The sequence below is a fragment of the Methylobacter tundripaludum SV96 genome (assembly GCF_000190755.2).
Classification (GTDB): Bacteria; Pseudomonadota; Gammaproteobacteria; order Methylococcales; family Methylomonadaceae; genus Methylobacter_A; species Methylobacter_A tundripaludum.
The window spans coordinates 1,690,384-1,713,673 of the sequence record NZ_JH109152.1 but is presented as its reverse complement, the minus strand read 5'-3'; the positions used below and the strand labels follow the sequence as shown (position 1 = coordinate 1,713,673).

General features: G+C 48.7%; 24 protein-coding genes and 1 tRNA gene. 6 read left to right on the top strand and 19 right to left on the bottom strand.

Translation table 11 applies throughout. From position 1 onward, the window contains the following. The first annotated feature begins 47 nt into the window (after window positions 1-47). On the top strand, window positions 48-734 hold the full coding sequence (locus tag METTU_RS07800) for a CTP synthase C-terminal region-related (seleno)protein (protein WP_006890770.1): 687 nt from the start codon (window positions 48-50) through the stop codon (window positions 732-734). A 109-nt stretch (window positions 735-843) separates the two neighbouring features. Here the strand turns inward: METTU_RS07800 and METTU_RS07795 are convergent, their stop codons facing one another. From METTU_RS07795 to metF, 4 genes are all read right to left on the bottom strand, one after another. Beyond that, entirely contained in the window at window positions 844-1,719 is an 876-nt protein-coding gene (locus tag METTU_RS07795; protein WP_006890769.1) for a CPBP family intramembrane glutamic endopeptidase, read from the bottom strand. Next, complete coding sequence (locus METTU_RS07790; protein ID WP_006890768.1) at window positions 1,716-2,477, bottom strand: 16S rRNA (uracil(1498)-N(3))-methyltransferase; 762 nt, start codon at window positions 2,475-2,477, stop codon at window positions 1,716-1,718. Before METTU_RS07790 ends, METTU_RS07795 begins: the two co-directional genes overlap by 4 nt. Window positions 2,478-2,479: 2 nt before the next feature. After that, entirely contained in the window at window positions 2,480-3,832 is a 1,353-nt protein-coding gene (locus METTU_RS07785) for an adenosylmethionine--8-amino-7-oxononanoate transaminase (RefSeq protein ID WP_006890767.1), read from the bottom strand. Window positions 3,833-3,937: 105 nt separating this feature from the next. After that, window positions 3,938-4,795, bottom strand: a complete 858-nt coding sequence (metF, locus tag METTU_RS07780) for a methylenetetrahydrofolate reductase [NAD(P)H] (RefSeq protein ID WP_006890766.1) — start codon at window positions 4,793-4,795, stop codon at window positions 3,938-3,940. A gap of 55 nt (window positions 4,796-4,850) precedes the next feature. Between metF and METTU_RS23620 the strand changes: the two genes are divergently transcribed. Beyond that, on the top strand, window positions 4,851-4,994 hold the full coding sequence (locus METTU_RS23620; protein WP_006890765.1) for a hypothetical protein: 144 nt from the start codon (window positions 4,851-4,853) through the stop codon (window positions 4,992-4,994). Here the strand turns inward: METTU_RS23620 and ahcY are convergent. The 7 genes from ahcY to rpsU all read right to left on the bottom strand — a co-directional run bounded on the left by ahcY (window position 4,988) and on the right by rpsU (window position 12,038). Continuing rightward, window positions 4,988-6,280, bottom strand: a complete 1,293-nt coding sequence (ahcY, locus tag METTU_RS07775) for an adenosylhomocysteinase (protein WP_006890764.1) — start codon at window positions 6,278-6,280, stop codon at window positions 4,988-4,990. The two genes, METTU_RS23620 and ahcY, sit on opposite strands and share 7 nt — an antisense overlap. A gap of 25 nt (window positions 6,281-6,305) precedes the next feature. Beyond that, complete coding sequence (gene metK, locus METTU_RS07770) at window positions 6,306-7,466, bottom strand: methionine adenosyltransferase (RefSeq protein WP_006890763.1); 1,161 nt, start codon at window positions 7,464-7,466, stop codon at window positions 6,306-6,308. 66 nt (window positions 7,467-7,532) lie between these two features. Further along, a tRNA-Ile gene (locus METTU_RS07765) sits at window positions 7,533-7,609 on the bottom strand. A gap of 10 nt (window positions 7,610-7,619) precedes the next feature. Beyond that, complete coding sequence (gene rpoD, locus METTU_RS07760; protein WP_006890762.1) at window positions 7,620-9,428, bottom strand: RNA polymerase sigma factor RpoD; 1,809 nt, start codon at window positions 9,426-9,428, stop codon at window positions 7,620-7,622. A 54-nt stretch (window positions 9,429-9,482) separates the two neighbouring features. Further along, the gene (gene dnaG / locus METTU_RS07755; RefSeq protein WP_006890761.1) at window positions 9,483-11,261 is read right to left on the bottom strand and encodes a DNA primase; all 1,779 of its coding nucleotides are present in this window, start codon (window positions 11,259-11,261) and stop codon (window positions 9,483-9,485) included. 77 nt (window positions 11,262-11,338) lie between these two features. Next, the gene (locus METTU_RS07750) at window positions 11,339-11,788 is read right to left on the bottom strand and encodes a GatB/YqeY domain-containing protein (RefSeq protein WP_006890760.1); all 450 of its coding nucleotides are present in this window, start codon (window positions 11,786-11,788) and stop codon (window positions 11,339-11,341) included. 16 nt (window positions 11,789-11,804) lie between these two features. Then, window positions 11,805-12,038, bottom strand: coding sequence for a 30S ribosomal protein S21 (gene rpsU / locus METTU_RS07745; RefSeq protein ID WP_006890759.1), 234 nt, complete (start codon window positions 12,036-12,038; stop codon window positions 11,805-11,807). A 106-nt stretch (window positions 12,039-12,144) separates the two neighbouring features. Between rpsU and tsaD the strand changes: the two genes are divergently transcribed. Beyond that, window positions 12,145-13,149: a tRNA (adenosine(37)-N6)-threonylcarbamoyltransferase complex transferase subunit TsaD gene (gene tsaD, locus METTU_RS07740; RefSeq protein ID WP_006890758.1), complete on the top strand. Its 1,005-nt coding sequence runs from the start codon at window positions 12,145-12,147 to the stop codon at window positions 13,147-13,149. A gap of 189 nt (window positions 13,150-13,338) precedes the next feature. Here tsaD and METTU_RS07735 read toward each other — a convergent pair whose 3' ends face one another. Beyond that, a complete protein-coding gene (locus METTU_RS07735) occupies window positions 13,339-14,058 on the bottom strand; it encodes an AbiU2 domain-containing protein (RefSeq protein ID WP_006890757.1) in 720 nt (239 codons plus the stop codon). A 99-nt stretch (window positions 14,059-14,157) separates the two neighbouring features. Continuing rightward, the gene (gene plsY, locus METTU_RS07730) at window positions 14,158-14,745 is read right to left on the bottom strand and encodes a glycerol-3-phosphate 1-O-acyltransferase PlsY (RefSeq protein WP_006890756.1); all 588 of its coding nucleotides are present in this window, start codon (window positions 14,743-14,745) and stop codon (window positions 14,158-14,160) included. 95 nt (window positions 14,746-14,840) lie between these two features. Between plsY and folB the strand changes: the two genes are divergently transcribed. Further along, window positions 14,841-15,200 carry a dihydroneopterin aldolase gene (folB, locus tag METTU_RS07725; RefSeq protein ID WP_006890755.1) on the top strand — a complete coding sequence of 120 codons (360 nt, stop codon included), beginning with the start codon at window positions 14,841-14,843 and terminating at the stop codon, window positions 15,198-15,200. After that, window positions 15,197-15,697: a 2-amino-4-hydroxy-6-hydroxymethyldihydropteridine diphosphokinase gene (gene folK / locus METTU_RS07720; RefSeq protein ID WP_006890754.1), complete on the top strand. Its 501-nt coding sequence runs from the start codon at window positions 15,197-15,199 to the stop codon at window positions 15,695-15,697. The genes folB and folK overlap by 4 nt, the downstream gene beginning before the upstream one ends. Here folK and METTU_RS07715 read toward each other — a convergent pair. The 5 genes from METTU_RS07715 to METTU_RS07695 all read right to left on the bottom strand — a co-directional run bounded on the left by METTU_RS07715 (window position 15,686) and on the right by METTU_RS07695 (window position 21,483). Beyond that, window positions 15,686-16,426, bottom strand: coding sequence for a pteridine reductase (locus METTU_RS07715; RefSeq protein ID WP_006890753.1), 741 nt, complete (start codon window positions 16,424-16,426; stop codon window positions 15,686-15,688). The two genes, folK and METTU_RS07715, sit on opposite strands and share 12 nt — an antisense overlap. A gap of 7 nt (window positions 16,427-16,433) precedes the next feature. Next, a complete protein-coding gene (gene pepN / locus METTU_RS07710; RefSeq protein WP_006890752.1) occupies window positions 16,434-19,097 on the bottom strand; it encodes an aminopeptidase N in 2,664 nt (887 codons plus the stop codon). Next, entirely contained in the window at window positions 19,097-19,501 is a 405-nt protein-coding gene (locus METTU_RS07705; RefSeq protein ID WP_006890751.1) for a DUF423 domain-containing protein, read from the bottom strand. The genes pepN and METTU_RS07705 overlap by 1 nt, the downstream gene beginning before the upstream one ends. Beyond that, a complete protein-coding gene (gene moaB, locus METTU_RS07700) occupies window positions 19,501-20,022 on the bottom strand; it encodes a molybdenum cofactor biosynthesis protein B (protein WP_006890750.1) in 522 nt (173 codons plus the stop codon). Before moaB ends, METTU_RS07705 begins: the two co-directional genes overlap by 1 nt. 93 nt (window positions 20,023-20,115) lie before the next feature. Then, window positions 20,116-21,483 (bottom strand): DegQ family serine endoprotease, encoded by a 1,368-nt coding sequence (locus METTU_RS07695; RefSeq protein WP_040579700.1) that lies wholly within the window; start codon window positions 21,481-21,483, stop codon window positions 20,116-20,118. A 137-nt stretch (window positions 21,484-21,620) separates the two neighbouring features. Here METTU_RS07695 and METTU_RS07690 point away from each other — a divergent pair, with 137 nt between their 5' ends. After that, window positions 21,621-22,961 (top strand): cyclic nucleotide-binding domain-containing protein, encoded by a 1,341-nt coding sequence (locus tag METTU_RS07690; RefSeq protein ID WP_006890748.1) that lies wholly within the window; start codon window positions 21,621-21,623, stop codon window positions 22,959-22,961. 165 nt (window positions 22,962-23,126) lie between these two features. Here the strand turns inward: METTU_RS07690 and rpmG are convergent, their stop codons facing one another. Further along, window positions 23,127-23,282 carry a 50S ribosomal protein L33 gene (gene rpmG, locus METTU_RS07685; protein ID WP_006890747.1) on the bottom strand — a complete coding sequence of 52 codons (156 nt, stop codon included), beginning with the start codon at window positions 23,280-23,282 and terminating at the stop codon, window positions 23,127-23,129. Window positions 23,283-23,290: the final 8 nt, after the last annotated feature.

Below are 23,290 nucleotides of genomic sequence, written 5' to 3'. Positions count from 1 at the left end.
TCATTGATCATCATTTTGCCATCCGTCCACGTAGGAAAATAAACGATATGATTAAGTCTATAGCGCTACTCGGTGAATACACGCCGACATTTCCGCCGCACGTTTCGACTAATGCAGCCATCAACCATGCTCAACAGCTGTTGGATGTCGATATAACGGCGAACTGGGTTTCAACTGAAGACATCGGTTCAAGGTTGTTTGAGCATTATTCAGGCATATGGGTTGCGCCGGGAAGCCCGTATAAAAGCATGGAGCTTACCTTGTGGGCCATTCGCTATGCCAGGGAAAACAAAATTCCCTGCTTCGGCACCTGCGGCGGTTTTCAGCATATGGTGATCGAGTATGCCCGCAATGTCTTGGGGTTTAAGGGCGCGCAACATGCCGAGTACGATCCGTCCGCTTCAAGTCTGTTTATTTCGCAATTGGCTTGTTCGCTGGCCGGGCGTGAGATGCAGCTTAGTTTTGAGCCGGGGTCTCGGGTAGCCGCAATCTACGGCGGCTTGTCAGCGAAAGAGCGCTATTACTGCAATTTCGGAGTCAATCCGGATTGCATTGATGAGTTGAAGCAAGGGCCGTTGAAGGTCTCAGGTTCCGATACCGAGGGCGAGATTCGCGTCATTGAGCATCCGGATCATCCGTTTTTTATCGGGACGCTGTTCGTGCCGCAAATGCGCTCTATTCCTGAACGGCCGCATCCGTTGGTTACTGCTTTTTTGCGAGCTGTGGTGTTATAAGTAGCGGTATTAATTGCGCATTAGCGATGTCGTATGTGTAACTTCAAGTCCGGCACATTAGCCGAACAATTTGGCTAATGTATTAGCCGTGATTGAAAGCCGTGAATATTTACGCCCGGATTTTTTTGTAAACAAAATAGCCGATGATGGCGAGGCTGAGCCAAACGGTAACCAGCGGTCCGACGACATAATTGTAGCTGCTGACCAGATAAAGATATTCGGAGTTATAGTCGGTATTGAACAAGCTGCCGTTCATTTTTATTTGCCATACCCAACCGGCATGACAGCCCATACAGAGACCTAAGCTTTCTTTTACCTGTGTCCTGAGCACGGCGAGAAAAGCGCCGACCGCCAGCAATGAAAGGAACGCCGAGGCGTTTTTCGGATTCAGTACATTGGCAAATGCTTCACCTAACAGGATAAAGCCGCTTGATAGATGAAAATTCTGTTGGGATATTTCGGTTTTGCTATCCAGAAAATGCAGCGCCGCAAAATAAGCCGAGCTGATCAAAATGGCCGCAACAACCGGCATGTTCTTTTGTAAGCCGGCCAACAGCATGCCTCGAAAAATCGATTCCTCAACGACGGCAATCAGCAGGGACAACAATAAGGAAAGTATCGTTTTTTCAGCGATGAAACCGACAGTCCACGGCTGCGAGTTATCAACAACGTCGAGGCCGAGAACATACAAAACAATAAATACCGGCATCAGGGTAACCAATCCGATTCCGAATCCTTGCGGTAACTGCTTCAAAAATGTCGGTCTTGCGCTAAATCCCAAGTCTTCTTTTTTAAATTTCAGGTAAGCCATTGCCGGAAAAATACTCAGCAGCAGGAGTATCTGCGTTAAGCGGGTGATCAGTTTTCGTAATGCAGACGGATCATCCAGGCCCAGTGCGATCAAATAACCCAACAGACAAGCCGTTGATGTTGCCGCCAGCAAAACCAGCAAGGGCACTATTGAATAAGCAAGGTATCGTTTCATCGTTGACTCTCAATTTCCGGATTTGTAATGTTGCCAAAGTCGCCCCACAACATCTGGACGGCGGCTAAGGCGGCAAGCGATGCGGTTTCGGTTCTTAATATGCGGCTGCCTAAACGGACTGGAATAAAGCCGGAGGCTTTGGCCGCGTCTCGTTCCTGATTGGAAAAACCGCCTTCGGGGCCGGTGAGTAGAGTCACTTTCATGGTTTCAGGTTTTAACTCCGATAATGTCGTTTCTGCATAAGGGTCGAGAAACACTTTCAAACCCTGTTGGTTGCCTAGCCAGTTTTGTAGTTGTTCAACTTCCAGCAAAGGGGGCAGGCTGGTTCTGCCGCTTTGTTCGGCGGCATGTTGAACTATTTTTTGCCAATGCAATAAGCGCTGCGGTTTTTTTTCGCCTTTGAATTGCACCACACAGCGTTCGGTTAATAACGGTGTAATGTGATTAACGCCCAGCTCCACGGCTTTTTGTACCGTCAGATCCATTCGGTCGCCCCGCGAGATGCCCAGGCCTAAGGTTATCTGCAACGGCGATTCGACACTGCGGTCACTCCATTGCCCGACATCAATCAGTACGGCTTTTCGGCTGACTTCGGCCACGGTGCATAAATATTCTCCGCCGTGGCCGTTAAATAAAATGATGTGGGCGTCTTTTTTTAACCGCAACACCGTTCTGACATAATGGCCGTTGTCATCGTCCAGTTCGATAAGTTTGCCTGTAGCCAGTGGGGCCGATGTATATAATCTGGAGACTCGCATAATCAGTCCTTAACTGCTTGTTGTATGCCTTGCCAAGCGACCTCGGCGATTAACAAAAGCTCATCCTCGGTCGCAATGTAGGGCGGCATGAAATAAATGACGTTGCCCAAGGGCCGCAATAAGACACCTTTGGACAGCGCGTATTGATAGACTCTAAGCCCGCGCCGTTCCTGCCAGGGATAAGGTTCGCGGGTGTGTTTGTTTTTGACCATTTCAATCGCCAGGATCATGCCGGTTTGCCGGACTTCGGCGACATTGGGATGGTCATGGAAACGCAGCGCCGCCTTCGCCATCATAGCAGCCAAAGAGCGGTTTTTTTCGATGATATTGTGTTGCCGGAAAATATCGATGGTGGCGAGTGCGGCCCGGCACGCCAGCGCATTGCCGGTATAGCTGTGCGAATGCAAAAATGCGTTCAACGATTGATAATCGGCATAGAACGCTTGGTACACCTGATCGGTGGTCAATACCGCCGACAACGGCAAATAGCCGCCGGTTAAGCCTTTGGACAGGCACATGAAGTCGGGGCTGATTGTTGCTTGTTCGCAGGCAAATAAGGTTCCGGTACGCCCGAAACCGACCGCGATTTCATCGGCGATTAAATGCACATGGTATTTATCGCAGGCGGCGCGCAGCAATTTCAAATAGATCGGATCATACATGCGCATATTGCCGGCGCATTGCACCAAAGGCTCGATGATGACCGCGCAAACCGTGTCGCTGTGTTGTTGCAGCGTCTGTTCCATCAGCGTGAAGCGGCGGCTGGAATAGTTCGCCCACGATTCGCCGGGTTCTCGGTGATAACAGTCCGGGCCGGGCACGGTGATGACGTCCATTAATAACGGCGCGTAGGTTTCTTTATACAGCGGCACATTGCCGACCGCCAGTGCGCCTAGGGTTTCGCCGTGATAACTGTTTTCCAGGGTGATGAATTTGGTTTTTTGAGTTTGTCCGAGGTTGCGCCAATAGTGAAAACTCATTTTGAGCGCGACTTCCACCGCAGAGGAGCCATTGTCGGCATAAAAACAACGGTTCAACCCTTGCGGCGTAATTTCAACCAGTTGTTCCGCCAGTTTGACGGCGGACTCATGGGTGAATCCGGCAAAAATTACATGCTCCAGGGTATCGAGTTGGTCTTTTAATGCCGCATTGATGGCAGGATTGGCATGTCCGAATAAATTGACCCACCATGAGCTGATCGCATCAAGATAGCGGTTGCCGTCAAAATCTTCCAGCCAAATGCCTTGGCCTTTTTTGATTGGGATAACCGGGAAAGTCTCGTGATCTTTCATTTGCGTGCAGGGATGCCACAAAACGGAAAGATCTCGATTGGAAAGGGATTGGTTGGACGACATAAGCTAAAGGCTCAGGTTGATAGTCGTTCCCAATAGGGCTTGGGAACGCGTGTAATACGTACTGCAAATGTGGATTTGGAACGCGGCCCTGTCTGATTGATACCTTTAGCCTTGAGGCCTGATTTGCAAATTCTCCAAAATCGCCAAGGTAGGCGCGGCCTGATTCATGGTGTAAAAATGCAGCCCCGGCGCACCGCCTTCCAGCAAACGTTGACAAAGGTTGCTGACCACATCCAGGCCGAACGCTTGTACGGATTCTCTGTCATCGCCGAAACTTTCCAGGCGTTTTCTGAGCCAACGAGGAATATCCGCGCCGCACATTTCCGAAAAACGGAATAATTGCGTATATTGGGTAATCGGCATAATGCCGGGTACGATGGGGATTGTTATGCCGTTTTTCTCACAAGCGTCGACAAAATGAAAATACGCTTCGGCATTGTAAAAATATTGGGTAATGACCGCATTGGCGCCCGCAGCCACTTTACGTTTGAAGTTTTTAAAATCTTCCACGCCGCTGGCGGCTTGCGGATGTACTTCGGGGTAGGCGGCAACATGAATCTGGAAATGGTCGCCGGTTTCCTGGCGAATAAACTCGACCAGTTCATTGGCGTAGCGGAATTCTCCCGCCGACATCATGCCGGAAGGCAAATCGCCTCTTAAAGCGACAATTTTAGTGATGCCATTGTCTTGATAGTCTTTCAGAATCGCGCGAATATTGGCTTTGGTCGAGGCAACGCAGGATAAATGCGGGGCGGCGGAGATACCTTTGGATTGAATATCAACGACCGTAGTGAAGGTTTTATCGCGGGTCGAACCTCCGGCACCAAAGGTAACGGAAAAAAAATCGGGATTGAGTTTTGCCAGTTTGCTATGAACAACTTGTAAACTTGCCGCGCCTTCTTCTGTTTTTGGCGGGTAAAATTCGAAACTGAACAGTTTGGGATGTGTTTTTTGTGATTGCATTTTATGATCTCACTGACGGGAATCTGACGACTGCATGGCCGTAGGAGGTGCAGCAATGCAGGAGCAGCATAGCGGTGTGCCGGAATGTATCGTTTCCACGGTTTGCCGGGATACCGCTATGGACGCGTTGCGTCCCGTGCCGCAAGAGCGGCACGGACTGCATTCCCACGGAGTCGTGGGAACGGTGATTAATCAATAACGATAATGATCAGCTTTAAACGGTCCTTCAACCGGAACGTTGATGTATTTGGCTTGCGCATCAGTTAGCACGGTCAAATTCACGCCCAATTGTTTAAGGTGAGATCTTGCGACTTTTTCGTCCAGTTTTTTAGGCAGTATGTAAACCTTGTTTTCATACTGTGCCGCATTTTTCCAAAGTTCCATTTGCGCAAGAACCTGGTTACAGAATGAGTTAGACATTACAAAGCTTGGATGTCCGGTGCCGCAACCCAGATTAACCAAACGACCTTCCGCTAAAATAATCAGGCGTTTTCCGTCAGGGAAAATCACATGATCAACTTGAGGTTTGATGTTTTCCCATGTGTATTGACGTAATGAGGCAATGTCGATTTCCGCATCAAAATGGCCGATATTGCAAACAATCGCCTGATCTCTCATGGCAACCATGTGCTGATGGGTAATGATATTAAAGTTGCCGGTTGCGGTAACAAAAATATTGGCCAGCGGTGCCGCTTCTTCCATGGTTACTACGCGATAACCTTCCATAGCCGCTTGCAATGCGCAAATCGGGTCGATTTCGGTAATCAATACTGTTGCACCAAGACCGCGTAACGATTGCGCACAACCTTTGCCGACATCGCCGTAACCGCAGACTACGGCGATTTTACCGGCAATCATCACGTCGGTGGCGCGCTTGATGCCGTCAACCAGCGATTCGCGGCAACCGTACAGATTATCGAATTTTGATTTTGTGACTGAATCGTTAACGTTAAAGGCAGGAACTTTTAACGTGCCTTTGGCGACCATTTCATACAGACGTAATACGCCTGTAGTGGTTTCTTCGGACAAGCCTTTAATGTCGGCCATCAATTCGGGATATTTTTCATGCATCATGACGGTTAAGTCGCCGCCGTCATCCAGAATCATGTTCGGACGCCAGCCGTCAAGACCGTCGATTGTTTGCGCGATACACCATTCGGCTTCTTCTTCGGTTTCGCCTTTCCAGGCAAAAACAGGGATGCCTGCCGCCGCTATTGCCGCCGCGGCATGATCTTGCGTAGAAAAAATATTGCAAGAAGACCAACGCACGGTTGCGCCTAATGCAGTCAGGGTTTCAATCAATACCGCTGTCTGAATAGTCATGTGCAAACAACCGGCGATACGCGCGCCTTTTAAGGGTTGTTCCGCACCGAATTCTTCACGCAGAGCCATTAAGCCCGGCATTTCTGTTTCGGCGATATTGATTTCCTTACGACCCCATTCTGCCAGGGCAATATCGGCAATTTTATAATCTTGTTGGCTCATTACGTTTCCCGTGTTTAATATTTATTTAAAGGCCGGCAGCATCTTTTAATGCGTCAACTTTATCTGTTTTTTCCCAGCTAAAGGAGTCTTCGGTACGACCGAAATGACCATACGCCGCTGTTGTTTGGTAGATAGGCTTCAATAAGCCCAGCATTGCAATCAAGCCTTTGGGTCTTAAGTCAAAAGTATCTCTGATAATTTGTACCAGTCTTTCTTCACTGATTTTTCCGGTACCAAAGGTTTCAACCGTGATAGAGGTAGGTTCTGCAACGCCGATCGCGTAAGAAACCTGAATTTCACAACGCTCGGCTAATCCGGCTGCAACAATGTTTTTTGCTACATAACGGGCCATGTAGGCTGCAGAACGGTCAACTTTTGAAGGATCCTTGCCTGAAAACGCACCGCCGCCATGTCTTGCCATGCCGCCGTAAGTATCAACAATAATTTTACGTCCGGTTAGGCCGCAGTCGCCGACGGGGCCGCCGATAACGAATTGACCGGTTGGGTTAATGAAGTATTTGGTATCTTTATGCAGCCATTCTTTAGGTAGAACCGGCAGGATAATTTCGTCCATTACCGCTTCATGCAATGCTTTGGTAGCAATTTCAGGCGAATGTTGGGTAGACAAAACAACCGCGTCAATCGCTACGGGCTTGTTATTTTCGTAGCGGAAAGTAATTTGGCTTTTTGCATCGGGACGCAGCCAAGGCAAGGTTTTATTTTTACGTACTTCAGCCTGACGTTTAACCAGCAAGTGAGAATAGGTAATAGGGGCAGGCATCAGTACATCGGTTTCATTGCTGGCATAACCAAACATTAAACCTTGATCGCCTGCGCCTTGCTCGTGGTCGTCGCCCTCATCGACGCCCATCGCAATATCAGCCGACTGTTTGCCGATAGCGTTTAAAACCGCGCAACTTTGGCCGTCGAAACCTATGTCGCCGTGATCATAGCCAATGTCACAAACGACTTTCCGGACCAGGGCTTCAAGGTCAACCCAGGCATTGGTGGTTACTTCGCCCGCCAAAACGACCATGCCGGTTTTTACCAGCGTCTCGCAAGCGACACGTGAGCGAGGGTCTTGTGCCAATAAGGCATCAAGTACCGCATCCGAAATTTGATCTGCAACCTTATCAGGATGCCCTTCTGAAACTGATTCTGATGTGAAAGTATAATTATTGCTCACGATACCACCTTGTTAAAATGTAAAACCCAGATGTACAAAAGGCTGCCGAGGCAGCCTTCTTGTGTATGGTGGGCCCTGTAGGACTTGAACCTACGACCTGCCGATTATGAGTCGGACGCTCTAACCAACTGAGCTAAGGGCCCTTTGTGTTATTTACTCGCCATCCAGAAAGCATCTTAACTGCTCTGATCTTGAAGGATGTCTAAGTTTTCTCAATGCTTTGGCTTCAATTTGACGGATTCTTTCACGCGTCACATCGAACTGCTTGCCCACTTCTTCCAGCGTATGGTCGGTATTCATGTTGATACCAAAGCGCATGCGCAGAACTTTTGCCTCTCTCGCTGTTAATCCCGCCAATACGTTTTGTGTTGACTCACGCAAACCGGCAATCGTTGCAGCTTCAACCGGGGACAATACTTTAGCATCTTCTATGAAATCTCCCAAATGAGAATCTTCATCGTCACCGATAGGTGTTTCCATTGAAATAGGTTCTTTGGCTATTTTCAATACCTTGCGAACTTTATCTTCCGGCATTTCCATGCGTTCCGCCAGTTCTTCCGGTGTTGCTTCCCGTCCCAATTCCTGGAGTATCTGCCTGGAAATTCGGTTCAATTTATTGATCGTTTCGATCATATGCACCGGTATGCGAATAGTTCTGGCCTGATCCGCAATGGACCGGGTGATGGCCTGTCTGATCCACCATGTCGCATAGGTTGAAAACTTGTAGCCGCGGCGATATTCAAATTTATCGACTGCTTTCATTAAGCCGATATTGCCTTCCTGGATCAAATCCAGAAATTGTAAACCGCGATTAGTATATTTTTTAGCGATTGAAATGACCAGCCTTAAATTGGCCTCGATCATTTCTTTTTTCGCGCGTCTTGCCTTGGCTTCGCCGATAGACATGCGCCGATTAATGTCTTTTAGCCCGCTAATGGTCAGGCCATACTCGGCTTCTATATCGGCCAATATTTTTTGGGCTTTCCTGACTTCTTTTTCGCGCTCTTTCAATGTTTCCGAATACTTGCTTCCTGCATTCAAATACTGATCAAACCATTCGGAACTGGTCTCGTGCTCAGGGAAAGAGGCAATAAACTCTTTGCGTGGCATCTTTGCATAATTGATGCAAATATCCATAATGAGCTTTTCCTGTTCACGCACAGCGGTAACGCCATTAGGAATAATAGCCGTTAATTTCTTTAAATATTGTGGAGTCCATTTAAACTCCATGAACAAATCAGCTAATGCCTCAAACTCTTTGTCCGTTTTGTCATTCGAATAGCCGTGCTTTTTGATGGCTGCGGCAGCCGTTTTCAACTGCTTCCTGAGCGCTTCAACTTTCTCTTTGACTTCTTCGTAATTTAGCCCTTTCGGCTCTTCTTCTGCCGGAGTCTCTTCGACATCCTCGCTCACGGGCAGGGCGGTGACAAAGTCCTCGGGCTCGCTTAAATCGACAAAGCCGGAGATTAAATCTGTAAGGCGGATGCCGCCTTCTTCGCCGGAAATATTGTCAAATGATTGCAAGAAATCTTCGACGACGATACAGGAGCGAGCAATGGCTTTAACCAGTTGCTGTTGTCCTTCTTCGATGCGTTTGGCAATTTTCAATTCGTCTGCGCGAGTCAGTAATTCCACCGAACCCATTTCCCGCATGTACATGCGTACTGGATCCGTGGTTCTGCCGAACTCGCTATCAACAGAAGCTAAAGCCGCGACTTCTTCCGCATCTTCATCGTCCGTAGTAACAGCCGCTGAGTCAGTAATAAGGGAGTCTTCATCGGGCGCAACTTCGTAAACCTGAATCCCCATATCATTGATCATGCCAATAATATCTTCAATTTGCTCAGGATCAACAATATCGCTGGGCAAGTGATCGTTAACCTCAGCATAAGTCAGGTAACCCTGTACTTTGCCTTTGGCTATCAATTGTTTAAGTTGGGACTGCTGTTGTTCTTGATTCATCATTTACTCACTGAAGACTCTGCTCGACCTGACTTCGCCGAACCGAGAATTATACTACGAATTCCTATTATTTGGCACCAAAATTTTGGCTGTCAGCATTTTCCGCAGCAGCTCTTTCTCCTGTGCATCCAGTCCTTCTGTCTTGCCTTTATTCAGTAATCCGGTTAAAGCAGTCTCTCTGGCTTGAGTTAATAATCTGTCCAGAGAATCGCAAAATACCGCCTCTATCTTGTCATCTGCAACCTGTGAATCCAATAAAGCTAATGCTTTTATTGGTTTTTCTTCGGCGGTATCTCGATAACACTCCATTAAAACGGCTGCATTTGCCGGATTTTTGTCTGCAATCATTTGCAGGATATTTTTAAACAGGGCTGCGCCTGAAAATTCCAGTCCGCTCCAGTCAATCTCTCGCTGCTCAATCAGTTCCGCCAGTCTGGGATTCTGAACCAGCAAGGCGATTGCAACCCGCGCCGACGATAACCTGCCGCCATCCTGAGGGCGATTTCTGGCTATCTTCCGATCTTGTTTCGAGCCTTGTTTAGCAACAAGTGTAGTTGCATTCTCCAAAACATCCAGATTGGCCCAGCCGGATAATTCTTTTAGTCGTGCAAACATCATCTCTTTAAAAATGCTTTCCGGCAATTTCTCCAGATACGGTTTGGCTTTGTTTACCAGTTGTGCTCGCCCTTCCATTTCGGATAGATTCAGCTCGTTCGAGAAATGTCCGAAAAAATACTCCGACAGGGTTTCGGCGGTCTGCATGCGACCAATAAATCCATCAAGCCCTTCCTCTCGCACCAGCGAATCAGGATCATGATTTTGCGGTAACAGCATGATGCGAATCTGCCGGCCATCTTTTAGGCTGGAAAAAGCCGATTCCATAGCTCTCCATGCTGCTTCCCGTCCCGCCTTGTCGCCATCAAAACAAAACACCAGTTCCGAGGAGAACCGGAATAATAAATCAAGGTGCGCTTGCGATGCTGCCGTTCCCAGGGCTGCAACCGCATAATGAATGCCAAACTGAGCCAATGCGATAACATCCATATAACCTTCAACGATCAAAATCCTTTGAGGTTTGGGATTCTTTTCAAGAAGTTCATATAAGCCGTAAACTTCTTTGCCTTTGTGAAATAGGGACGTTTCCGGAGAATTCAAGTATTTGGGTAAAGAATCGTCGAGAACTCTTCCTCCAAAGCCTATAATGCGGGCGCGTTTGTCCCGGATGGGAAACATGATTCGGCCGCGAAAGCGGTCGTAGGGCTGGCCGCTCTCTTTGCTGACCAACAATCCGGCGTCGAGTAGTAATTTCTGGTCAAAGCGGCTCGCCAAGGCTTTCCATTCGTCAGGCGCGTAGCCCAGCATGAAATCGCCGGCACAATCGCCGCTGACACCCCTGTTTTTTAAATACTCAACCGCCTTTTTCCCTTCGTCGCTAGTTCGCAGTTGTTCGGCATAAAAGGCGGCTGCCTGTTCCATCAGTGCATACAGGCTGTTTAGGTCGTCCTTCTTTTGCTTGGGCTGATATTCGGTTGACTCCCGGGGAACGTCGACCCCGACAAATCCTGCCAGATCTTCAATCGCCTCGACAAAATCAAGGTGACTAAAATCCATCAGGAAGCTAATGGCGTTACCGCTGGCGCCGCAGCCAAAGCAATGAAAGAATTGTTTTTTTCGGTTTACGGAAAAGCTGGGGGTTTTTTCGGCATGAAAAGGACAGCGGGCGACAAAGTTGTTACCCGTTTTTTTTAGAGGGACGTGCGAATCGATTAAATCGACAATATCAACCCGCACTAACAGCTCATCAATAAATTCGCGAGGGATTCTACCGGACACGCAGTGCTCCGACGACTGCACGAATGCAGGAGATAGGGCAATGCGAAAACAATTGCCAGGGAAAACCAGTAAAAAAACTATCCAGCTAGTGTAGCCTTTATTTTAATACTTACGGCCGACATATCGGCGCGCCCTTGCATTTTTGTTTTAAGCAAAGCCATGACCTTGCCCATATCTTTAACCGATTCTGCGCCGGATTCCGCAACAGCGTCTTTAACCATTGAATCAATTTCGGTTTCGGTCAGGGCTTGAGGCAGGAAATCCTGAATCACCGGAATTTCAGCCTCTTCAATGGCGACCAAGTCATGTCGACCGGCGTCCGCAAACTGTCTGATAGATTCGCGGCGCTGCTTGAGCATCTTGTCGAGAACCAAAATAACCCGCTCATTATCCAACACAATGCGCTCGTCGACCTCGACCTGCTTAATGGCGGCCAAAATCAAACGAATCACACCCAGTCGTGCTTTATTGCCGCCTTTCATGGCGGCTTTCATATCTTCCTTGATACGATCTGTTAACAAATCCATCGTATTAACCTTGCTTTTACAGTGCAGGACGTCCGCGACGTAAGTTTTTCAACGCATAACGTTCGCGCGCTAATTTTTTCAAGTGACGCTTAACAGCAGCAGCGCCTTTGCGTTTGCGTTCTGCAGTTGGTTTTTCATAAAATTCGCGACGACGCACTTCTGCCAATACACCTGCTTTTTCACAAGCGCGTTTAAAACGGCGAATCGCAATATCAAAAGGTTCGTTTTCTTTGATTTTTACTGACGGCATTATAATGACCCGAATATGTTAATATTTAAAAAGTTAGGATTGTTACATCCACTGAACAAACAGAACCCTTAATTATACCTTTACTTTTATAAATTTCAAAAACTCAATGTACGTTTTAGGCATAGAAACATCTTGTGACGAAACCGGCGTCGCGATTTATCACTCTGAACAAGGCCTGTGTAGCCATATTTTATACAGCCAGATTGCAATGCATAGCGAATATGGCGGCGTTGTTCCCGAGCTGGCATCACGCGACCACATTAGGAAATTAGTGCCGTTGATCAAGCAATGCTTGCAGGAAAGTCAGCTGCCCGGCAGCGATATTAACGGCATTGCTTATACGGCAGGGCCCGGCCTGATGGGGGCGTTATTGGTTGGCGCGGCAACGGCCAGAAGCCTGGCTTGGGCCTGGCAAGTTCCGGCGATTGCCGTTCATCACATGGAAGGGCACCTGTTGGCGCCGATGCTGGAAGAAAACCCGCCAGAATTTCCTTTTGTTGCATTGCTGATTTCCGGGGGACATACCCTGCTGGTACAGGTTGAAGGTATCGGTCGCTATCAATTATTAGGTGAATCTCTTGATGATGCCGCCGGTGAAGCTTTTGATAAAACCGCGAAAATGCTGGGCTTGGGATACCCCGGAGGGCCGAAACTGTCCGCATTGGCAGAACAGGGTATAGCGCAGATTAAATTTCCTCGTCCGATGACCGACCGGCCCGGATTGGACTTTAGCTTTAGCGGCTTAAAAACATTCACCATGAATACCATCAACGCCTCCGGCAAAACCGATCAGGATAAAGCCGACGTCGCCGCCGCATTCCAGCAGGCGGTTGCGGAGACGCTGAGTATCAAATGCAAACGGGCCTTGCAACAGACCGGCCTGAAAAGACTGGTTATTGCCGGAGGCGTCAGTGCCAACAAGCAAATTCGCGCAAGCTTGACCCAAATGGTTGCCAAGGAAAACGCCCAGCTTTATTTTCCACGACTCGAATTTTGTACCGATAATGGCGCAATGATCGCTTATGCGGGTTGTCAGCGTTTAATGGCGGGTCAGCAGCAAGGGCTGGAGATTTATGCACGGCCTCGCTGGCCGATTAGTGAGTTGGATTAAATCAGGCGAAAGTTCGTAGTTCGTAGGGCGGTTTCGCGCCAGCAAACCGCCAATCAACGCACAACGCCGATGACAATCTGTCGTAATTGGGCGGATTGCTTGTAGGCGAATCCACCCTACAATAATCCGCCTTACAGCTTTACGTTAAGGGACGCATGGATTCATTGCGTCGAGCCATAAAGCGCATTGTTAGGAATCCTTGCTTTTCAGATGCTCCAGTTCATGGGCAATTTCCTCTTCATGTCTTAAGAGAGCACTCCTGATCGATTTGAGAACATGGCGGTAATCATCATGGCCAATAATCTGTGTTGAATACGAAGAAGCTTGAAAGAGAATGCTGTATCTATTTAATATTCTTATAGCTTCCTTCAGCAACTGATCGACCTGTATCATATTAAACGGGTATTGATCCGCAAGACTCTTATTTGCCACAACATATCCTGCACTTCTATGCGCAAAGAACTTGTGTCGCCACATTACCAAAGTATTTACGAGCGGATTGGATTTCATATTCACAAACGCTATATCTTTCTGCAACTGAATTAGATCTGGCTTTTTTAAACTAGAGGCTAATGAGTCTACGAATGGATTTCCCTTGAGGCGCTCGCGAAAGTTACCTTCATCAAAAAACTTAGCATTCTCTTTGATTATGTTTAGGAGGTTTGGCAGATTTAGGGATTCGGGGTGCGGTTCGTATATTTTGCAAAGCCGAAACAGCGTAGTATCCAAGTGTGACTGAAAGGTAAGCCACCAAAATGTCCACGACTCGTTGAACTCAACGGCGTAGGTGGGTCGAGCAGCTTCAAGATCAGAATACAATCTAAAATGAATGCATGCAGTGACCGTTTCGTTTGTAAGTACTTCCAGTAGCCTACTGAACTCTTCCGAATTGGTGATTTTGATCTTCATAGGGCGCTGTGTACCATTGGATCCTAAAGGAACGGGCAGTATGCCCTATAAGGTGGAATATTAACCAAGATCCAGAAGGATTAGTTGTCGTTAGTTTGTTTAGCCTTTAGCCTTACTCGACTCTTCCCCAGCCAGCAGCCGCTGAATATTACTCTTATGCCGCCATAGCAAAAAAACCGTCATCACTGCGGACGCAGCAACGATAGCTTCGTCTCCGACTATGAACCAGGCAAAAACTGGCGACAGGGTCGATGCGACTAACGCGGACAAGGATGAAATCTTGCCCAGCTTATAAACCAGGTACCAGGTTGCCATGAACGCAAGACCAAGCGCCCAGAAAAACCCGAGCAACACGCCGACCGATGTTGCAACCCCCTTACCGCCCTTAAAGCTGAAGAATATCGGATAAAGGTGGCCTATAAACGCCGCCAAACCGGTCGCAGCAACTAACTCAGCAGGCAGTCCCAGCACATTCGCGGCATAGACCGGAATTAACCCTTTCAGCGAATCGCCCAGCAGGGTAATCGCCGCCGCTTTTTTTCCGCCAATACGCATTACATTGGTCGCACCGGGATTGCCCGAACCCTGTTCGCGAGGATCGGGCAATCCCATCAGGCGGCAAATAATAATTGCACTGGAAATTGAACCTATCAGATAGGCAGCCGGAACAAACAACCATTCAACCATTGAGTAACCTTTTCATCATCAGAACTTGTAAGCAAAGGGCGTTTCCCTGATACTTACCGCTTTTAAAAAAACACGCATCATAACCGGAAAACACAATGGACATCATATTTTTAGGCGGGTTGGAAATTGAAACTATCATCGGTATTTATGACTGGGAAAGAGTGACCAAGCAAACCGTCATTCTTGATATTGAGATGGCTTTCGATATTCAAAAAGCCGCTGAAACCGATGATATTCAATACACGCTTGATTACAAAACCGTTTCTCACCGCATTATTTCTTTTGTTGAGGCCAGCCAGTTTTTGCTGGTTGAAAAATTAATTTCAGAAATAGCCGACATTATCCGTAACGAATTTAATGTGCCTTGGGTGAAAATAACCCTGAATAAAAAAGGCGCGATCCGCGGCGCCAGTGATGTCGGCATTATCATTGAGCGTGGAGAAAGAACATCGTGACCAGAGGCTACATCAGCATCGGTAGCAACATAAACAAGGATGAACATATCCCAGCCAGCCTGCGGGCGCTTGAACAAACTTTTGGCGAACTGACGGTTTCAAGTATTTATGAATCAGAACCGGTCGGCTTTACAGGCGATGTTTTCTACAATCTTGTGGTCGGTTTCGATTCCGATTTGGAAGTGAAAGCGGTTGCCAAGCAACTTAGGCAAATTGAGCTGGATAATGGCCGCACGCGCGACAGCCGGAAATTTGCTGCGCGCACCCTCGATCTGGACCTGATTCTATACGGCGACCTGATTGTCAATGATGGCCGCTTGCAAATACCAAGGGATGAAATTGAACATTACGCCTTTGTGCTTGAGCCTTTGGCCGAAATTGCCCCGAGTTTGCAACATCCTGTCAGTCACATCAGCTACGCCGAGCTTTGGGAACAATTCGACAGGAGCGATCTCAGGCAAAAGCGCGTCACACCGTCTTGGGCTTCAACAAAATAGGGTGCGTCCGCCATCGACGGTCAGTATCTGGCCGGTGATGTAACCGGCATCCTTAATCAAAAAAAGTACGGCTTTGGCAATATCAAGCGGTTCACCGCTACGCTTTAAAGCCACCCGTTGCAGTATTTCCAGTTTGGCCTGTTCGGATAGATCGTTATCAGGCCAGAGTATCGCTCCCGGAGCCACGCCATTGACTCTGACAGCCGGTCCCAGCTCTTTGGCTAAAACCTTGGTCATGGCGGCCAGTCCGGCTTTTGAAATACTGTACACGGGATAACCGCTTAAGCCCCGTTCGGCATGGATGTCGATAATATTGACGATGCAGCCCTTATTGTCGGCCAAGGTTTTCGCCAGGGCTTTCGCCAGGAAAAACGGCGCTTTTAAATTACCTCCCAATAATTCATCCCATTGTCGTTCGGTCACATCGGATATAGCCGTCGGATAAAAGGAGGAGGCATTGTTGACCAGTACATCGATACCGCCCCAAGCCAGACAAGCTTCCCTGGCAACAGCCTCCAGCTCGGCCATGTTCAGCAAATCGGCCTGCATGATTTTTGCCGAACCGGGGCGCTGTTGATTCAATTCATCGCAAAGCTGCTGCGCTTCCGCTGCCGAAGACCGGTAATGCAGAAAAATATTACAGCCCTCGCTATGCAGTAGCCGCGCACAGGCTGCGCCTATCCGTTTAGAGGCGCCGGTAATCAACACATTTTTTGCATGACTGTTCATCGTGTTTTCAATCGGCTTTGTAGATCAAGCTTTTACTTGCGACTTCGTAAACATCTTTGGAAATCGCTTCGGTGGTTATAATCCGTTCCAGTTGCGCTTTCATCAGCGCTTGCCTGCCTTCGTCATATCTGCGCCACGCCGTTAATGCGCCGACCATGCGCGAGGCAATCTGCGGATTCAAGGTGTTCAGCGCGATAATCTGGTCGGTGAGAAATTGATAACCTTGTCCGTTGGACGCGTGAAAATGCAGCGGGTTAGATTGGCTGAATGCGCCGATCAATGACCTGACCCGGTTTGGATTTTTTAGATCGAACGCAGGATGCTGCATTAACGCCTGCACGGTCGCAAAGGTGTCGGGCATGCTGTTGGAGGCTTGCAGCGTAAACCATTTGTCTATAACCAGCGCTTCCGCTTGCCATTGGCGGTAAAAGCTGTCCAAACACTGCTGTTTGGCGGGATGCGGGTTATTGACAATGACCGTCAGCGCCGCCATTTGGTCGGTCATGTTCTTGGCGGTGTTGAATTGCTGCTGGGACAAATGATGAATGTCTTTGTTTTCCAGCTTGCTTAGATAACTTAAGCAAGTGTTTTTGATGCGTCTGCGACCGATTGCGCCGGCGTCGAATTTTCCGGACTCATCCCGATGATTATTCAGGTATAAAGCCTGGAGCTGTGTTTGCAGCTGCTCGGCCAAAGCCAGCGTGACAAATTCGCGGGCGGCATGGATGGCTTCTACATCGACAACCTGCATTTGTTCGGCCAGATAGGTTTCCGAAGGCAGGTTTAACAGCAAAGAAAAATACGACAAGTCGTCCCACGGTTGTTCCAGCACTTGCTTAAAGGCATTAATCATAATGGGATTGACGTGCATGCCCCTGCCGTTTTGCAGGTCGGCAATCAGTCCCATAATAATCTGCCCGGCCAATTGCTGCCCGGCTTCCCAGCGATTAAAGGTGTCGCTGTCGTAGCTTAACAAGAACGCCGACTCTTCCAGACTGCGTTCCATCACCAGTTTAACCGGCGCTGAAAAGCCTCTTAAGATAGAAACCACCGGCTGTTCGGCTAAACCTTCAAAGATAAAGGCTTGTTCGGACTGGGTGAGTTGCAGTATGACTTCATCGCAGGCTTGATCGCCGTCTTGCAGCTTGCAAGGCGCGACGGAGCCGTCTTTATTAAGCAAACCCACAGTGACCGGAATGTGCAGCGGTTCTTTGACCGCTTGTCCAGGCGTCGGCGGGCAGCTTTGGCTGATGGTTAAGGTCAGGGTTTGTGCGGATGGATCATAGTGCTGCCGGGCCGTTAATAGCGGCGTTCCGGCCTGGGCATACCAACGGCGGAATTGGGTCAAATCGATGTCGTTGGCGGCTTCCATGGCGCTGACGAAATCATCGCAAGTCACTGCCTGTCCGTCATGACGCTCAAAATACAAATCGCTGCCTTTGCGAAAGCCTTCCGCGCCGACCAGCGTACGGATCATGCGCACCACTTCCGCGCCTTTTTCATACACGGTCAAGGTGTAAAAATTGTTGATTTCAATATAGGCGTCAGGGCGTATCGGATGCGCCAACGGTCCTGCGTCTTCGGCAAACTGACGGGTGCGCAGCATGTTGACATCTTCGATGCGTTTGACGGCCTTGGAGGTGCGGTCGCCGGTAAATTCCTGGTCGCGGAATACCGTAAAGCCCTCTTTCAGGCTGAGCTGGAACCAGTCCCGGCAGGTGATGCGGTTGCCGGTCCAGTTATGGAAATATTCATGGCCGATGACGGCTTCGATATGTTCATAATCAAAGTCAGTCGCGGTATCGGGTCGTGCCAGCACGAATTTGGTGTTGAATACGTTAAGCCCTTTGTTTTCCATCGCACCCATGTTGAAGTGGCTGACGGCGACGATCATGTATAAATCCAGATCGTATTCGCGGCCATAGACCTGTTCATCCCAGTGCATGGCGTTTTTCAGCGATTCCATGGCATGGTCGCATTTATCGATGTCGTGTTTTTCGACAAAGATTTGCAAATCGATGTCGCGGCCGGATTGCGTGGTAAAGCGGTCTGCGATGCATTCGAGTTGTCCGGCAACCAGCGCAAACAAATAGCACGGCTTGTTGAACGGGTCTTCCCAAGTTACCCAGTGGCGATTATCCGATAATTCGCCCTGAGCGATTTTGTTGCCGTTGGATAATAAAACCGGATAACGGTCTTTGTCGCCGACCAAGGTTGTGGTGAATAGCGTCATCACATCGGGGCGATCCAGAAAATAGGTGATTTTCCTGAAGCCTTCCGCCTCGCACTGGGTGCAGAGCATGCCGTTGGAGAGATACAGACCTTCCAGGGCGGTGTTGGCTTTCGGGTTAATCGCGTTTTCGATGCTCAGCACAAAGCGTTGTTGTTGCGGAACAGCATTAATGATTAGCGAGTCCTGGGTTTGCAGGTATTGATCTTTGCTTAAGTCATTGCCGTCGTCCAGATTAATGCGCATCAGTTTCAGGTTTTCGCCTGATAAGGTCAGCGATGTGTCGCGAGACTGGCTGGCCGGATTGCGGCTCAGGGTGAGTCGCGAGCTAACCAGGGTGTTTTCGTCATCCAGGGTAAAATTCAAGGCGACGCTGTGAATCAGGTATTCGGGGACGGTGTAGTCTTTTAGATAGATGGTTTGTGGATTAGGGTCGCGCATTATTTATACCTGCTGTTGTGATCGGAAGATCTGATGTTTGGGGTGGCGAACAGCGCGATTAACAGCCAGGCTGCCAAAAAGCAAACGCCGCCGAAGGGGGTGATCATGCCTAGCCAGGTATGATTGAGTAGTGCCAGAGCGTACAAGCTGCCGGAAAACAGCAATATGCCCGCGAACATCAGCCATCCTGCCCAGTGTAATAATTTGGAGTCGGGCGCTTGCCGGTGGATCAGGGCAACGCCGATCAGGCCCAGCGCGTGGTACATTTGATAGGTCACGCCGGTCTGGTAGACGGTCAACATCTCCGGACTGATGATGGTTTTTAAGCCGTGAGCGCCGAATGCGCCCATGCCGACGCCGATTAATGCGCTTAACGCGCCGAGCGATAAAAAGATCGACTTCATCATTTTTCCATCAGTCTGGGCATCAGCTGTACCAGATTACAGGGGCGGGTGCGGTGATCCAATTGTTCCTTGATCAGCGCATCCCAAGCGGTGCGACAGGCTCCCGATGAGCCGGGCAGGCAGAAGATATAGGTCGCATTGGCGACTCCGGCAATCGCTCGGGACTGAATGGTTGAGGTTTTAATGTCCTGATAGGACAGCATCCTGAAGATTTCGCCGAAACCGTCCAGCAGCTTGTCCAGCAACGGTGCAACCGCCTCAGGCGTGCCGTCCCGGCCGGTGACGCCGGTACCGCCGGTGCTGATCACGACATTAACATCATCTGCGGCAATCCAGTTTGAAACAGCCGCCCTGATTTGATAAATGTCGTCAGGCACTATTTTCTTTTCGATAACCTGATGACCTGCTTCGGTTGCGCGTTCCGCCAGGGTTTTGCCGGATACGTCGTCGGCATCGGTGCGGCTGTCGGAAACGACCAGTATCGCAATGTTAAGGGGGATGAAGTTTCTATCTGTAGTCATGTTTTTTAAAGGCGAAGGGCGAAGGGCTAAAGGCGAAGGCGTAAGGTTCGAAAGTATGCCTCTTTCGCCTTTTGCCCTTCGCCTTTCATCTGATTACTTTAACACAACAAAGAATCCTTCCTGTCCTCGCTGGATGTTAATCAGCAAAGCGCCATTCGGATCAACCACTTGTTGTAACTCCTCAAGATTGCGGACGCGATAGCGATTTGCCGACACGATGACGTCGCCGGGACGCAAGCCTGCACGCCAGGCATTAGACGCCGTGTCGATTTTTTCCATCAAAACGCCTTCGATCTGGTTTTTTAGCGGCGTGCTTAACAGCGTACCTTGCAAGGTACGATGCAGCTTTTCTCCCGCCAGTTGCGGCATTTCCTGCTTGCCGATCGTTGCGGTAACCTCTTTCTTTTCGTTGTCGCGGAAGTATTCCAGCTCAACTTTATCGCCAATTTGCATCAGGCCGACGATATTGCGTATGTCATGGCTGCTTTTAATGGGTCGGCCATTCGCCGCAACAATAATGTCGCCCGGCTCAAGTCCTGCTTTTGCTGCGGGTGAGTTACTTTCTATCCGGCTGATCGCGGCTCCCTGTTTGTTTTTTAAATTAAACGCATTGACCAGCTCGGGCGTCAGGTCCTGTGTGGTTACGCCCAGCAAGCCGCGCCGAACTTCGCCGTGCTTGACCAGCGACTCCTTGATGGTCATGATCATGTTGGCCGGAATCGCAAAGCCGATACCGACGTTACCCCCGTTGGGAGCGAGGATTGCGGTGTTCATGCCAACCAGTTCCCCGCGCAGATTCACCAGCGCTCCGCCTGAATTGCCGGGGTTGATCGAGGCGTCGGTCTGGATAAAATCTTCATAGCCCTCTATACCCAGGCCGGAACGCCCCAAGGCGCTGACTATGCCGGAGGTTACGGTCTGCCCCAAGCCGAACGGGTTGCCGATAGCGACAACAAAGTCGCCGACTCTCAGTTGGCTGGAATCGGCAATCGGCAGCATGGTTAGGTTCTCGGCAGCAATCTGGATGATAGCGACATCCGCTTCAGGGTCGGTGCCGATTAATTTAGCTGAAAGCTGGCGGCCGTCATTCAATGTCACCGTAATTTTGTCCGCCTTATCAATCACATGGTTGTTGGTCAGGACCAGTCCTTGATGGCTGTCGATAATGACGCCGGAGCCCAAGCTGTTTTTTTGCTGTTGCCGCTGCTGCTGTTGGTTGGGAACATTAAAAAACTGGCGGAAAACCGGGTCCTGCATCAGTGGATTTTCACTGACCAGAATATTGGTCGAGGTTGAAATATTGACCACCGCCGGCATGCTGCGCTCAAGCATGGGGGCCAGAGACGGCAATGCCTGTCCGTCGGCATAGGGCGGCAAACCCGCTTGTGCAATTGGGGCGATGCAAAAGTACACGGGTAATAAAGTTATAAAGAACAACTGTTTTACTGATTTAGTATTCATCATGGTTTTCCGGTGTTTGTGAAACATGCACAATCTATAATATATGAGTAAAAATGTTTAATACAAGGTATGTTAAAGTAGATTTTTTTAAACAATCAGCACTGTCATTTAACCGTTATCTTGCTTAAAATATTTAAATGACCGTAGATGTCAATTCTGAAGATGGGCTGATTATTCGTAAACTAATTCCGCTCGCAACATTGCCGGGCGCTCGGTTTAATGCGCTATGCGCTGAAATGACGGTCGAAGAAATACAAGACGGTTTTTTGTTTAAAAAAGGCGATGTATCCCCCCAGCTTGTTTATCTGATAAGTGGTGAGGTTACTCTTCAGGCGGTTGGACTGGTTGTTGAAGTCATTGCCGCCGGCAGTGATTCCGCCAAGTTTGCGTTGGCGCACCAGATCCCAAGAAAAATTGATGCAGTCGCGAACGGAAGAGTGCGTTTTTTGCGGCTGAATGCTGATATTGTTAATAATCCACTCTCCCTTGCTTATAAAGAGGACAACAGTTACATGGTCATTGACGAGACTGAGGGCGATCCAGACGACTGGATGACAGCGTTATTGAGATCGCCTATTTTTCAACGTCTTCCCCCCGCTAATTTACAAAAAATCTTAATGAGTTTGGAAGTCGTTCATTTTAAATCGGGCGAAACCATACTCGAACAAGGCGGCATAGGGGATTATTATTACCTGATTAAAAATGGGCAATGCCTGTTAACGCGTAAGCCGTCACCCAACGCAAAAGAAATTAAATTGGCTCAGCTGGCAAACGGCGATACGTTTGGCGAAGATTCATTGCTTTCCGGCGCGCCCAGAAACGTGACTATTACGGCGTTGACGGATATTGTTTTATTGCGCTTGGACAAAAAGCAATTTATATCCTTAATTAAAGAGCCTTCTTTAAAGTTTGTCGATTATGAGGGCATGCAGGAAGCGATAAAACAGGGCGCGGTTTTGCTGGATGTCCGTTCGCAGGATGATTATGAACACCAGCATCTTGATGGCAGTATTAGTGCGCCTTTTTTCTCCTTAAGGATGCAGCTTAAGGCAATAAGCCATGAAAGGCCTGTCGTTGTCGTTTGTCAGGATGGTAAGGTCAGTGAAGCTGCTGCATTTTTATTGCTCAGGCATAAAATTGACGCGATGATTTTGAGCGGTGGGATGGAAAGTCTTGCGGCATACGCACCGTCCCCAGAGATAAAGCCGAATATTACGACTGAGTCGGAAAATGAAGCGCTTCTTTCCGGTGAAGGTCACGTTGAAAGTGATGGCAGGAAGCAGTCCGCCAATATCTTGGAAGATCAGGTAAGCGCCCTTAAGCTTGAAAATGAAGCGCTCAAAAGTGTCAACCAACAGCTCAATGATAAGTGCATAAAACTGGAATTTGACAAACAACATGCCGAAAAGCAATGTCGAATATTGCACAAGCAGATGGAGAAGCTAACCCAGGTACTGGATAAGCTAAAAGGAGGTTAGGTCGGGTTGCCCTCAGGGCATGAAAGCGGCAGGGTAGCCCGGCAGTCAGATTGCAGATGCCGGGTTACGATATGCTGGGTTTGTGCCTATGGGGCAGTTGCCGAGAGCGCCAAAAGCAGGCGCTTCAGGAACGCAAACCGAAAAGAAGTTTTTAAAGCCAAATAATTATTTGATTTTTGCTTCTTTGTAAATAACGTGTTTACGAACAACAGGATCAAATTTTTTGATCTCCATTTTTTCGGGCATAGTCCGTTTGTTTTTTGTTGTTGTATAAAAGTGTCCGGTTCCTTCGGTCGAAATCAGTTTAATTTTATCGCGCATTTTTTTAT